The following is a 14,048-nucleotide window of genomic DNA, read 5'->3' as shown; positions in this document are numbered from 1 at the left end:
GAACTCCGTGCCTTCGGGCGTTGTGGCGCGGGCCTACTGGCCCTTCTGCCGCTCCCTGAGTGCGCGTTCGACATCACGCTTCTGATCCTTGGAAGCGATGTCGGCGCGCTTGTCGTAGAGCTTCTTGCCACGCACCAGGCCGATCTCGACCTTCACCAGATTGCTCGGCGAGAAGTACATCTTGAGCGGAACGAGCGTGAAGCCCTTCTCCCGGATCTTAGAGAACAGGTGCCGAATCTGCTTCTTGTGCAGCAGCAACTTGCGAGGCCGGTTGGGGTCGAGATTCGAGCGGTTCCCGTGGCTGTACGGCGCGACGTGCACGCCATGAAGCCACACCTCGCCCTTCCGTATACTCGCGTAGGTGTCGCGCAGCGACGCATGATTCTCGCGCAGCGACTTGACCTCGGTGCCCGACAACTCGATGCCGCACTCGTAGGTCTCCTCGACGAAGAAGTCGTGATACGCCTTCTTGTTGTTTGCTATGAGTCTCTGTTCGTCTGCCATGTCAGTGAGTTCACGCCTACGGCGTGAAGTCGGTCCCCGGCTTCAGGTCGAGGATGAAGCGCGTGAGCAGCTTCACGGCAGCGTCGAGGTCTTCGAGTGAGAGGACCTCGGTAGGCGTGTGCATGTAGCGCAACGGAATCGACACGAGGCCGGCCGCTTTGCCGCCGCGCGACAACTGAATGGCGTTCGCATCCGTGCCTGTACCCCGCGGCTCCGCGCCGATCTGATAGGGAACCTTCGCCTTGTCGGCGGCCTTGATGAGCAACTCGAACAGGACCGGGTTGATGTTGGGTCCACGGGCGATGATCGGGCCATCGCCACAGTTGGCCTCCCCGTGCTTGCGCTTGTCGATGTCCGGGTAGTCCGTCGCGTGACCGACCTCGACTGCGATGCCGACCTGCGGGTTCACGCCGTAGGCGCTCGTGACGCCACCACGCAGACCGACCTCTTCTTGCACGGTGGCGGCAGCAATCAAGTCGCCCGCTGCGCCCCCGGCCTTCTTCACATCTTCAAGAACGCGCGCCGCGATCCACGCGCCCATCTTGTCGTCGAACGCGCGCGATACCGCCAGCCCATCTCCAAACGTTTCGAGCCCGACGTCGAAGGTGATCGGGTCGCCCACGCGTACGCGCTTCTTGACCTTCTCGCCCTTCAATCCGACGTCGATGAAGAGCTTCTCCAGCTTGGTGATGCTCTTGCGCTCCTCATCCTCGATCAGGTGGATCGGCTTTCGCCCCATGATGCCGAGCAGCGGGCCCTTCGCGGTGTGGACGATCACACGCATGCCGGGAAGCACCGCAGCGTCGACGCCGCCGATGGAGGCGAACGCGATGAACCCGTCCGGCGTGATGTAGTTGACCATCAGCCCGATCTCGTCGATGTGACCGGCGAGCATCACCGAAACGCCGTTGGGTTTTGCCCCTTCGAGTACGGCATGCACTGAGCCCATGACGTTGGTCTCGACCTTATCGGCCGACTTGATCATGCGCTCGCGAAAGACCTTCGCTGCGGGCTGCTCGAAGCCGGATGGTGACGGCGCATCGATGAGCGCCGAGAGGAATTCCATATCCTTCTTGTGCATACAACTGCCTCCGAATCGGTTGCACGAGTCCGGTCAGTCTACCTTCTTGCCCGCGAAGCGCGCCATGCGACGGTGCAGCAACAAGGCCGCGCCGACCATAGCGCTATCGGGTACCTTCCCATACAGGCGTGCATACTCATGTTGCAGGGCGAAGGAAAGGTACCGATGAGCGCATCGCTGATACTCGCATCGCAGGTGTCGACCGCCGCGACTTCCGCGGTGGAAGCGACGGCAGCCGCCCTGACGACAGACTCGGGTGGCTTGGCCGCCGCAGTCGCGAGCACTGTGGCGTCGACCGTGCCCAGCGTCATCGCCAGCATCCTTCCATCCTCCGTGACGACGACAGCGCCCGTCACTACCTCCGCCGTGTCAGTCCCTGCCTCGCTGGAGATGACCGCCGCCTTCACGGGCGCACTCTCGGGCGGACTTGCGGGAGTTGCAGCCAAGTTCGACATCGTTGGCGTCATGACGATTGCGCTAGCAGCGGGTTTGTCGGGCGGCATCATTCGTGACCTGATGCTCCAGACCCAGGGGATCTACGCACTCGAGCACCCCCTACTCCTGCTTGTCGTGATGGCGGGTGCGCTGCTGGCATTCTTCTTTCAGTCGGCTGTCGAGAACGTGCGCGATAACCTCTTCCTGATCGATGCGCTCGCACTCGGTCTCTTCGCGGTCGCCGGAGCCGACAAGGCGTTGCTGGTGGGCCTCACGTTCGTGCCAGCGGTGATGCTCGGCACGATCACGTCAGTGGGCGGGGGCATCGTGCGCGACATGCTGCGCAATGAGGTGCCGCGCGTCCTCAAGCCGGGCACGCTCAACGGCGCTGCCGCAGTGCTTGGTGCAACGACCTACGTGACCCTGGTGACATGGCTGCACGTGGTCAAGCCGATGGCAATGACCGCGTGCGTACTGCTGGTGATCGCGTTGAGGGTGCTCGCGGTCAAGCGCGGTTGGCAGGCGCCGATACCCAGAGATCTCACCCCTACGGTGACCGGGCTTCTCGGAGCCACCCCGCGTGACGAGTGGGGCGACACAGAGCCACCCGAGGACGACGACGCCCGCTAGGCGAGTTCCATGTCGATGCGCGCATCTCCGGTCGAGACGTTGACGATCCGCACGTCGACGCGCTGTCCGAGCCGGTAGGAATCGCCTCGCTTCTCACCCACAAGCATGTGGCGGGTGGGCTCGTAGCGATAGTGATCGCCCGGCATCGAATCGGAATGGACGAGACCCTCGGCCATGTTGTCGAGCTGGATGAACAGACCGTAGTTCGCGACGCCTGTCACCAGCCCGCTGAAGACCTCATCGATGTGCTCAGCCATCAACTCGCAGAGCTTGAAACGCACCGAGTCCATCTCGGCCATCGAGGCCTCGCGCTCCATCTGCGAGGAGTGCTCTGCGAGCCACCCCAACTCCGGCGTCATGTGGACAGCCTCGGGATCCTTGTCGAGTGCGCCTCGCAGCTGCGCCTTGAGCAGGCGATGGACGACGAGGTCGGGGTAGCGCCTGATGGGAGATGTGAAGTGGCAGTAGGCGTCGCTTGCGAGCCCGAAGTGCGGCGAGAGGAAGTCGACGTACCGCGCGCGCTCGAGTGAGCGCACGAGCAGGGAGTTGATCAGGAACTTCTCCGGGCGACCGTGAGCGAAAGCGATGATTCGCTGGAATGTGGCAGGTGAAGCACCGTGCAGGTCCTTCACCGGGTAGTTGAACTCCTTGAGGACCAGCGCGATCTGACCGAGCGCATCGGCGTCGGGGTTCTCGTGAATGCGATAGACCATCGGTGCCTTGGCGTCACGCATGTGGCGCGCGACAGCCTCATTGGCGGCGATCATCGCCTCCTCGATCATGTTCGTGGCGACCGTGCGCTCACGGAGCACCACCTCAACGGGCTTCCCCTGCGCATCGAGCTTCACTTTCGCCTCGACGGTCTCGAAGTCGAGCCCGCCTCTGGCGACGCGCCGCTCCCCTATCTTCTTCGCTACGCGCGCGAACTCATGTATAGCGAGCTCAGATTCTCGGTCAGGGAACGGTTCTTCGCCTGAAACCCATCGGTCGACCTCGTCGTAGTTGCAGCGCCTGTCGCTTCGAATCACGCTCGGGTAGAACTCCGCCCCCTCGACCGCCCCGTCCTTCGACAGCGTGAGGTCGACCGAGAAGGCGACGCGGTCTTCCGCTGGATTGAGCGAGCAGATCCCGTTGGAGAGCTCCTCGGGCAGCATTGGAAGAACCCGATCGACGAGATACACGCTCGTCGCCCGAAGCCGGGCCTCGTTGTCGATGGATGAGTCCCACGGCACGTAGTGGCTCACGTCGGCGATGTGTACGCCGAGAACCACCCTGCCATCTTCTGTGTGGCCGATGCTGATCGCGTCGTCGAAATCCCGCGCATCGATGGGGTCGATCGTGAACGTGTAGCGCTCTCGGATGTCTCGCCGATCCCGCTCTCGACCGAGTGCGTCCTCGACGTCGATGCGCAGGCGCGAAGCCTCCTCGGCGACCTGGGACGGGAACTCGGTTCGCAGCCCGTGTTCGCGAATCGTGATCTCGATCTCGATACCGGCATCGCCCTCGTGGCCAACGATCTCCTCGACGTACCCCTGCGCTGAGTGGTTGCGGGATGGATAGCCGGTCAGTCGAGCAACGACGATGTCGCCACTCACGGCGTCCCCAAAGGCGTTAGGCGCGATGAAGACGTCGTGTCGCATGCGGCGATCGGCGGGGGTGACGATGCCGATCGCGCCGGCCCGCTCAAAGCGCCCTACCACCGTAGTGTTCGCACGCTCCATGATCCGAGTGACAGCACCGGAGCGACCTTCGCGGCCCCTGCTGGCGCTCGGACGAATGGCGACGACGTCACCGTGCATCGCGCCCGCCGTGTCCCGTGCCGGAACGAAGTAGTCGCCCTCGGGCGCAGACACGAACCCATAGCCGCGTCTGGTCATCGTGATGCGCCCCACGACGGTGCCGCTGCGCCTCGAGTTGGCGCTGCGCTTGGGCTTGCTCACGAGCTACCTCCCCCGTCGAAACTTCGTAGCCCTTCAGGGTGATACTACCGCACTGGCCAGCCTCTTCGTGACGACGGCACGAGCGGTGCTAGAATGCCTCATCACAGTTCAGTTCACGCACCGACGGAGCCGCCGAATGGATCATCGCCAGCCTCTCGCCCCATGTCTCATATCGAAGGGCACGGTCTCGCACCCGCGCGACATGCTTCGCGCACTCGAGACCCTCGAGAATCTCGACTACCGCTACGTCGTCGACGGCGAGCTCATCGATGAGGGGCGTGCCGCCCTCGTCAAGCTGATGGCGGACCCGGAGTCAGCGACGCTGGTGGTCAACGGCTGCCTCTTCCTCAACGTCTCCTCATTCCGCTACCTCGACTTCGAGCAGGCCGCCGAGGAGCGCTGGCGGTTCGTGCTGCATGGCGACAGTTCAATGCTGGAACTGCTGTCGATCCCCGAGCCCGAGGTCGATGGGGACGCCGAGAAGCGCCCGCACCTGCTCTCCGAGGAGACGGTTGGCGACTTCGACGCGCTTATCGCGCTCGACGACGAGGACGACGAGGACTAGCGCGTCTTCTGCCGGGCTATCTCAACGGCCTTCTTGAGCTGGATATCGGTCGAGCGCTTCACCTGGTCCATGCGGTCCATCTTGACGACCACGTCCGGTGTCAGTCCCTTACCGTTGATCACGCGCTTCTTGGGCGTGAGGTAATGCGCGATCGTGAACTTCACGCCTCCACCCCACGACACGGCCTCGACAGTCTGAACGCTGCCCTTGCCATACGACTTCTCGCCGACGAGCGTGGCTCGGCCATAGTCCTGCAGCGCGCCGGCGGTAATCTCGCTCGCCGATGCCGAGTCGCCGTCGATGAGTACCACAAGCGGCAAATCGGTCATCTTGCGGCCCGTCGCCTTGATCTCGTCCTCCGGCTTGCCGCGCTCATCAACGCGGACTATGACGCCGTCCTTGATGAAGAGTGATGAGACACTCACAGCCTCATCAAGCAGTCCGCCGGGATCGCTTCGGAGGTCGAGGATGAGCGACTTCGCGCCCTTCTTCGTCAGACTCGCAATCGCCTTGGCGACATCACTTTCGGCATTCGCATTGAACTGCCCGAGGCGCATGTAGCCGACGCCGTCGATCATCTCGGACTTCAGGTTGGGGTAGTTGATCGTCGCGCGGGTGAGGGTGAACTCCTTCTCGGTGCCCGAGTGAGCTGTGCCCTTCTTGGGGCGGTACAGCGTGATAGTCACCTTGGTGCCCACTTCGCCGCGCACCTTCTTGACCACGTCCGTGGTCTGCCAGTTCGTGCGACGCGTGCCGTCAATCACCCTGAACTCGTCACCGGGCAACAGACCTGCGCGGCCTGCAGGCGTACCCTTGTAGACCTCGGTGATGTACGTGGTGCCGTCCTTCTCACCGAGCACCACGCCGATTCCGCCAAAAGAGCCCATGCTGTCTTCGTTGAACGCCTTGAAGTGCGTGTCGTCGAAGTAGGTGGCGTACTTATCGCCGTTGGATTGGAGCAGGCCTTCGACCGCCCCGGCGGTGGCCGAGGTCTCAGCCGGAACCACCAGCGCACGCTTCTTCATCAATTCGTAGACTTCGTCGACGCGACCCGAGACCGTGGTGGGCGCCTTGACGTGATCGGTGACGACGGTTGTCAGCGGCGAGTCAGCGGGCAGGATACGCGATGTCGCGAACCCGCCGATGAACCCGAGACTCCCGACGATGATCGTAAGGGAAACAGCCAGTATGGCCTTGGTGGCCTTGTTCATGTGAACCTACCGCTCTCAGAGTGAATGTAGTGGCGTACCCGCGCTTGAATCCAGGGCTACACCTTGAGGTAGCGCCTCAGCGCGACGCTGGAACCGGCAAGGCCGATCACAACGCCTGCCAGCACGAGAGTCAGCGATATCTGGACCGTCGTTGCCGCACCGGTAGCGACCGGCAAGAACGAGATCACGTCACGGAGTCTCGGCATGATGAGCGCCTGAAGACCCGTCACCGAGAGAATCGCGAGCGTGGCCCCGATGAGCGCTTGGAGGACGCCTTCCAGCAGGAACGGGGTCCGGATGAACCAGTTGCTCGCGCCCACGAGACGCATGATGCCGATCTCCTTGCGACGCGCGTAGATGGCGAGGCGGATAGTGTTGTTGATGAAAATCAGCGAGACGACCGCGAGCATCGCGATGATGGCGTACCCCATGATGCGGACGACGCGGGTGAACGCGAACAGCTTCTTCACGATCTGCTGACCGTACTTGATCGACTCTTCAGGCTTGGCAGGGTTCTCGGCGACCTTGAGGAAGAGGGGGTCGGCCTTGATCTGCGCGGCCAGTGCCTCAACATTGTGTGAATCCGCGAGCTTGACGTCCAGAGACGCTGGCAGCGGGTTGTTCTCGAGTTGATCGAGGATCTCGGGCGACGAGGACATGCTCTTCTTGAACTTGTCCATCGCCTGCTCCTTGGACGTGTAACTCACCGTCCCGCGGTTCTTGGCATCCGGGCTTTGCACGCCGACCAGCGGGTCGGCAAGCAGCTTGTTCTGCAAAGCGGTCACATCCGCCGTGGCTGCGCCGTCCTTGAGGAAAATCTCAATCGTGACCTTGTCCTCGACGGACTTGACCACATTGTTGACGATGGCGCCCGTGACGAGGAACACGCCCACAAGCAGCAGCGAAAGATAGATCGTGATGACCGCACCCAGAGTCATGACCCAGTTGCGACGGAAGTTCTGAATAGACTCTCGTACGAAGTACCCGACATTAATCGACATAGCCGTACACCCCTCGGTCCTGGTCGCGGATGATGCGGCCGCCCTCGAGGGCGATGACGCGACGGCGCATGTTGTCGACCATCTCACGATCGTGAGTGGCGACAAGCACCGTCGTGCCGGTGTTGTTGATGCGCTCAAGCAACTTCATGATGCCCAGCGACGTCTGCGGGTCGAGGTTTCCGGTCGGCTCGTCGCACAGGAGCAGCGGCGGTCGGTTGACGAACGCGCGCGCGATGGAGACGCGCTGCTGCTCACCACCGGAGAGCTCGTCGGGGTAGCTATTGACCTTGTCCTCAAGGCCGACAAGGCGCAGCACCTCGGGCACCTGAGTTCGGATGACGTGCTTGCTCTTGCCGATGACCTCGAGCGCGAACGCGACGTTCTCAAATGAGGTCTTGTTGGGCAGAAGCTTGAAATCCTGGAAGACGCAGCCGATGTTGCGGCGCAGGTAGGGCACCTTCCAGTTCTTCATCTTGCCGAGGTCCTGACCGGCAACGATGATCTGCCCGCGGCTGGGCAGGAGTTCGCGCAGCAGGAGACGGATGAAGGTGGACTTGCCGGAACCCGAGTGCCCGACGATGAAGACGAACTCACCCGAGCCGATCTCAACGTCGACGTCGTACAGTGCCGGCTTATCGGCAACGTAGGACTTCGAGATGCCTCGCATCGAGATCATGACGGGACCGGTGCGCGGAAGCGCGGGTGGCGCCTCAGCCGCTCGCGGCGCAGCCGGATCGGGAATGCTGGTCAAATCAGTCACAGGGTAGCTCCGTTTCTGTGCGACAAACCCCGAGGGGCAGTGTACCAAAGGCGTACATCTCCACCCTGCCATGCGCGTGTGGAGAAAGGGTGAAAGCGAGTGACCCGTTCACTCAGCACTCTCCTAAAGGTTCGGTGACGGGACACCGGCCTTGATGTGACGGTGGCAGGTCGTGCAGTTCATCGGGAAGGTGACCGTGCTCGTCCCGGCAATCGCGTCGTGAGTCTGAGAATCGAACAGGTGACACGAGTTGCAGAAGAAGCGGACGTCGTAGCCGGTGGGCGCCTTGACGACCATGACACCGTTGACCGTCTTCAGCCCGCTTGCCGACTTGATGTTCTGCTGCAGCGCGTAGTTGTTCACCGTGCCATGCGGGTCGTGACATGCGCGGCACTCGAGCACGTCGCCATACTGGTAGCCCATGTCCTGACGCAGGTAAGCAGTCGTCGTCGTTCCATCACTGCGTGAGCCGAACCCATGCACGTTCGTCTGATACGAGTTCTCGATATCAGGCACAGTCGTGGCGCCGTTCGATCCGAGCACAGCGGGTGCCCACGGCGACGCTTCGGCGCTTGTCGGCAGCGGCTGCCCGTCGTGACACTGGAAGCAGAAGGACTTCTCGTCGCCGCGCGTCGTGGTCCACGTACCCGTGGGGCTCGGGTCGTGCGGGTCAACCAGCGGGTACTGTGTCGTGCTCGAATGCGTGTTGTGGCAGTTCTGGCACCGCATCTGAGCGCCATTGAGCTGATCCTTTGGCAGCAGTGGGTGCTTGGCGTTCGCATCTGAGTTGAGCGTCAGCTGACTCAAGATGTCGGGGGACAGCGGGTCTGACTGCGTCGAGTTGTGACACTCAACGCACATCATGTAGCCGCTGTAACGGTTGAGACCTTCATTGCGCGATGAGTGCGACTCGTGACAGGTATCGCAGACGATCCCGGCGGTCGTGGGCGCCGGCACATTGTTGTGCGCTGAGTTCTCGAAACCGCTCAGGTCGCCCATCGGCAATGTCGAGCCACCGCCGTGGCAGGAGTAGCAGAACGCATTGCCGGCCGGCGTGTCGGTCACGACCACACAGGGCGACTCGCTGTTGGTACGCATGAGTGACGCCGTCGCCTCGGTGGAACCCTTGAGCGGCCGATGACACGTGTTGCAGGTGAACTGCGCATTGACCGCGGAGGTCGCCGCCAGGGCATGACGGGACTTCGCGAGCGGATCGAGGAATTCACCACGCGCCGCCGCCGGTGGATGACACGCGTCGCACGCAGTGTCCTTGGTGGCATACGGGTACCGGATGAGTTTGTCGTCGGCCGTAGCGGTATGCGCCGAGTGGCAACCGCAGCCTGAGTTGTCGGCATCGAGATCGTGCGGAGACAGACCCCGGTAGGTACCGTGCGCCTTGGCCGCCAGCTCAAGCGAGACGGTGCCGGTGTTGTTGTTCGAGTCGATCGCAACGACGGAGTAGTAGTAGGGTGCGCCGTTCTCAACCGAAAGGTCGAAGAAGCCCGTGCCGCTGATCGGGAGGGTGTTGAGCACGCTGGCAGTGGCCAGGCTCGAGTCGGCACGAAGGACGTTGTAGCCGATCGTCGCGGGATTATCGGATGGCGCCCAGCTCAGGTAAATCGACCCCGAGGTATCCACCGCGGAGAGCCCTTGGACACGCTCAGGACCGGTGGTGGTGGTCGAGATGCTCGGCCATACCGCTGTTGCAGTGCTGGACAAGGCGCTCTCTCCGCGCGAGTCCACCGTGGAGATGGCGTACCAGTACTTGGTCGAAGCGCTGAGCGTCGTGTCGAGATAGGTCGCACCGTAGAGTCCGCCGGTCGTCGTTGCGATCGCAGAGTAGCTCGAGCCATCGGTCGAACGCCAGATTCGGTAGTTCGCCGTCCCGAGCGTGTCTCGACTGTAGTCCCAGTTCACGAAGGCGAAGTAGCCGGACGGCGACCGGGCCGCAACGTACGCCGGCGCTGCGGGAAGCGGCGCCATGGGCGTCGTAGCGCTCACGGACGCCGTCGAGGAAGACGAGCCCGCCACATTCACGGCGACGACCGCGAATGTGTAGCCGGTCTCCGCAGTCAGACCTGCGACCCCGAAGGTCGTGGTGTCGGTCGACGCGAAGAAGGCGCCGTCGCGATACACGTCGTAGCGATCGATGCCGCTTGGCGTGGGCGTCACGTCCGGCCACGACAGGTCGACACTCGCGTAGCTCGTGACACTCGCCGTGACCGACGGAGCTGTGGGGGTCTGTGTGTCGAGGTTGAACACGGCTGCCTGTGTCATCTCGGCGGCATGACCCGGATCTGCTGTGTCATGACTCGAGTAGCGCAGCGTCGACGATCCCGCGGGCGGCGTGATCGTCGTGGCGTACGTATCGTAGGTGCCGTCGATGCTGCCCCATGTATAGAAGATCTCAGCGACCGCATCCATCGGCAGCGCTGCCATGGTCACAGTCGGCGTCGTCACGTACCAACCGGCGAGACCGTCAGACGCGGCCGGGGTCACGCCGAGAACCGTGCTCATCGGCGATGAGTCAACGCCGGCGGTGCTGAAGGCTGCGGGGGTGCTTGTCGCCGAGACGTTCCCCGCCACGTCGACCGCGTTGACCACTGCCGAGTAGAGCGTGCCAGGGCTGAGACCTGCAATCGTGGCCGAGGTGGCCACGACGCTGAGAGTCGCGCCGTTGCTGACGGTGACGAGGTAATGATGAACGCCCGATAGCGCGTCAGCGGACTCGGCCCACTGGATGTCCGCGGTGGTGGTCGTGACAGCCGTCGCAGTCAAGAGAGTCGCTGCATCAGGTGGTGTGAAGTCGACAGAGAACGTCGCCTCGTTCGCCGACTCGGCGTTGCCCGACGCATCGACGGAGTAGTAGTACATGGTTTGCAGGCCCTCGGGAACCGAGGTCGGCCCCGTGTAGAGCGTGAACGGCCCAGCCGCTGAGTTCCATCCGTAGTACGTGTTCCCGGGGGCACTGGACGAAAGCGTGACCTGCGGGTCGGTGCGGTACCAACCGCCTGCGCCGTCAGGGTCGGCCGGCGTCACGGAACGGGAGGTGAACGGCGGTGCAGTGTCGCCCAGTCGCATGATCGTGCCGCCACTGCCCACGATGAAGGACCTGCTGGCGTCGAGCGGGTACACCGAGGTCAACGACTTGCCGCCGCCTGATGATTGCAGCGCCCACGTCGTCCCGCCGTCCGCGGTACGGGCCAGCACGCCGCCACCGCCAACAGCCGTGCCGTTGTTGTCGTCCGCGAACCTGATGCCGTAGAAGGGCAGCGTCGTGGGGGTCGGTCGACGTACCCACGTGGCGCCCCCGTCGGTGGTCCTGAGAATCACACCCGAGTCACCCGCGGCGAATCCAAGCGAGGCCGAACGGAAGTGCACCGCCCACAGGTTCGCGTTGGCGGTGGTCGCCTGCGGTGACCACGTGGCTCCCCCGTCTGTGGTGTGGAACACAACGTTGTTGCCCGCGAGCCGCGGCCCGACAGCCCAGCCGGTGGAGGTATCCACCATGCTCACGCTACTCAGCTGCTGCGTCGTATCGACCGAGCCGGTGGTCCACGTGCTTCCGCCGTCAGTGGTGTACTTCACCAAGCCGACCTGCCCCACCACGACCGCATGCGATGAGTCTACCGCCGAGATCCCCTTCAGGTTGACCGTGGTACCCGAGGTTTGGCCGGTCCACGTGCGGCCACCGTCAAGCGTCTTACGAATGGCGCCGTTGTCACCGGTGGCCCAGACCGTCTGGGAGCTGACGACCGAGACGGCGGCGAAGGCTGCGTTATTGCCCGTCTTCTGTCCCCTCCACACGTGGCCGCCGTCTTCGGTGACCATCATGGTTCCGCTGGCCCCGCCGATCCATCCCGTCTGGGCATCGGCGAAGTCGATGGCGTTGAGGTTGCTCAGGGTGCCGAAATGGAGCGAAGTCCACGTGGAACCGCTGTCGACGGTACGGCGGATGACACCGTAGTCGCCGATTACATAACCCGTGTAGGGCGCTGCTGAGGTGAACCAGCACGCGTTCATTCGGACCTGCGGATCCAGCGCGCTCGTGGGAACACCGACATCCAGCGAAGTCCACGTCAGTCCGCCGTCAGTGGTACGCCGGACAAGCCCGTAGTTGCCGACATACCAGCCGTCGGTCGCAGTCGCGAAGAACACGTTGCGAATCGCATTGGATGCCGCACCGGTCGTGATGCCCGCACTCGACCATGCGCTTCCGTCCGTGGTGCGCACCATCGTGCCGGCATTACCCGCCGCCCAGACGTTGCTAGCGCTGACACCCCGCACCGTCAGAAGGTTCTGCGTCGTCGTAGAAGCCTGCGCCGACCATGTCGAACCACCGTTGGTCGTTCGACGGATGACGCCGTTGTTGCCGACCGCCCACCCGACGGAAGGGCTGGCGAACCACACGGAATTCAGCGCGGCGGTGGTACCGGATGTCATCGCATTCCAGGTGACGCCCCCGTCGGTCGTTCGCAGAATCGTCCCGTTGGCGCCGACAGCGAACCCGGTACTGGTAGAGGTGAACCACACGCCATTGAGCACCTGCGTGGTTCCCGATGGCTGGCTGGTCCAGTTGATGCCGTCCGTGGTGCGCTTCACCAGGCCATCGTCGCCAACCACCCACGCTGCGGTTGCGCTGCGCGCATGGATAGCCCGCCAGTTCGTGATCCCGCTCGACTGGATCTCCCAGGTCTGCCCAGCGTCTGCGGTACGCATGATGGTGCCGCTAGCGCCCACGATCCAGCCGTTGTTGACGTCAGCGAAGTGGCCGGCAAGGTAAGTTGCTCCGGCACCGATCGCGGGCGTGAACCACGAGTCTCCCCCGTTACGTGTGAAGAACAGCTGACCGAAGTCACCGGTCGCCTTGATGACATCGGCATCGACAAGCTCGACGTCGCGAAGTGCCTGCCCACCGAGGTTGTTCAACGACTGGTTGAGCCAAGTCGCGCCGCCGTCGGTCGTGTGCCGCACCTGACCGTTGGTACCGACTGTGATCGCGTTGTTCGCATCGAGACAGTCGACCGCAGTCAGGTTGATCGCGCCGGTGGCACCCAGACCGTCTACCGCCGTCCACGTGACACCAGCATCAGTGGTCTTGTAGATGGTCCAGCTGGGCAGCGCGGCGTTGCCGACCACGTATCCGACCTGCCCCGATGGCTCGAACGACACCGCGGAGAGTCCGGCGACGGTGGGAGACGAGACCGGAGTCCACGTCGCGCCACCATCGGTGGTCTTCAGGATGGCGCCGGCGCCGCCGACCGCCCAACCGGTGGTCGCTGAGACCATCTGAACGCCGGTCAGCCCTACCGTCGCGGTGGTGGTCGCGGTTCGCCAGGTCGTGCCGCCATCTCCGGTATAGACGATGGTCGACGTCGTCGTTCCAAGGTCCCCAACCGCAACACCGACGCTGCTGTTGAAGAACGAAATGGCCCTGAGGTTACGTGCAGCCGGTGTGGTCGGCGCCGTCTGCGGCGTCCAGGTGGTGCCGCCGTTGGTCGTCCTGACCACGGTTGCGGAAACCCCGCACGCCCAGCCGTTGTTGGCATCAACGAACGACACGCCCGTCAGATCGCGCACGGTGCCCGGGTCCTGTGCGACCCACGTCGCACCCCCGTCGGTCGTCTTGAGAGCAGTGCCTACGACCCCTACCGCCCAGCCGGTCGAAGCATCGAGCCATGCGCTGGCACGCAGGTCGTTGCCTTGCGGCTGGGGGTTGTGCCAGAACCACGCTCGGTCGCCCGTCGGTCCCGTCGAGATGAATCCTGAAGCCTGGAGCGGCAGTACCAGAGCGAAGATGGCGACGATGGCCAAGACTCTCCGAATCAGGGCGTGCTGCGCCAACGCGCCGTTGCGCGAGTCACCCACACCGACATCAGTGCGGCACGGCTCTGAACCCGGGGTTGTCATCGCTCGGGTTG

General features: G+C 63.5%; 9 protein-coding genes. 2 read left to right on the top strand and 7 right to left on the bottom strand.

Annotated features, from left to right (window positions below; genetic code table 11):
* Positions 1–33: 33 nt before the first annotated feature.
* Together smpB and HGB10_02030 are read right to left on the bottom strand one after the other, a co-directional pair.
* A complete protein-coding gene (gene smpB, locus HGB10_02035; GenBank protein NTU70595.1) occupies positions 34–504 on the bottom strand; it encodes an SsrA-binding protein SmpB in 471 nt (156 codons plus the stop codon).
* A gap of 16 nt (positions 505–520) precedes the next feature.
* On the bottom strand, positions 521–1,585 hold the full coding sequence (locus HGB10_02030; GenBank protein NTU70594.1) for a M42 family metallopeptidase: 1,065 nt from the start codon (positions 1,583–1,585) through the stop codon (positions 521–523).
* 165 nt (positions 1,586–1,750) lie between these two features.
* Here HGB10_02030 and HGB10_02025 point away from each other — a divergent pair, with 165 nt between their 5' ends.
* Entirely contained in the window at positions 1,751–2,650 is a 900-nt protein-coding gene (locus tag HGB10_02025; protein ID NTU70593.1) for a hypothetical protein, read from the top strand.
* On the opposite strand, the gene rnr is transcribed toward HGB10_02025, so the two are convergent.
* Positions 2,647–4,590, bottom strand: a complete 1,944-nt coding sequence (gene rnr / locus HGB10_02020; GenBank protein ID NTU70592.1) for a ribonuclease R — start codon at positions 4,588–4,590, stop codon at positions 2,647–2,649. The genes HGB10_02025 and rnr overlap by 4 nt on opposite strands.
* Positions 4,591–4,726: 136 nt before the next feature.
* On the opposite strand from rnr, the gene HGB10_02015 reads away from it, so the two are divergent.
* Complete coding sequence (locus HGB10_02015; protein NTU70591.1) at positions 4,727–5,155, top strand: hypothetical protein; 429 nt, start codon at positions 4,727–4,729, stop codon at positions 5,153–5,155.
* Here the strand turns inward: HGB10_02015 and HGB10_02010 are convergent.
* From HGB10_02010 to HGB10_01995, 4 genes are read right to left on the bottom strand one after another with little or no spacing between them, the layout of a single operon-like run.
* Positions 5,152–6,366, bottom strand: a complete 1,215-nt coding sequence (locus tag HGB10_02010) for a PDZ domain-containing protein (GenBank protein NTU70590.1) — start codon at positions 6,364–6,366, stop codon at positions 5,152–5,154. The genes HGB10_02015 and HGB10_02010 overlap by 4 nt on opposite strands.
* Positions 6,367–6,422: 56 nt before the next feature.
* Entirely contained in the window at positions 6,423–7,367 is a 945-nt protein-coding gene (locus tag HGB10_02005; protein NTU70589.1) for an ABC transporter permease, read from the bottom strand.
* Positions 7,357–8,199: a cell division ATP-binding protein FtsE gene (gene ftsE, locus HGB10_02000; protein ID NTU70588.1), complete on the bottom strand. Its 843-nt coding sequence runs from the start codon at positions 8,197–8,199 to the stop codon at positions 7,357–7,359. The genes HGB10_02005 and ftsE overlap by 11 nt, the downstream gene beginning before the upstream one ends.
* Before the next feature lie 51 nt (positions 8,200–8,250).
* Positions 8,251–13,941, bottom strand: coding sequence for a hypothetical protein (locus tag HGB10_01995; GenBank protein NTU70587.1), 5,691 nt, complete (start codon positions 13,939–13,941; stop codon positions 8,251–8,253).
* Between the last annotated feature and the right edge of the window lie 107 nt (positions 13,942–14,048).

This window comes from Coriobacteriia bacterium (assembly GCA_013334745.1).
GTDB lineage: Bacteria > Actinomycetota > Coriobacteriia > Anaerosomatales > JAAXUF01 > JAAXWY01.
This window is presented reverse-complemented; position numbering and strand designations above follow the sequence as displayed.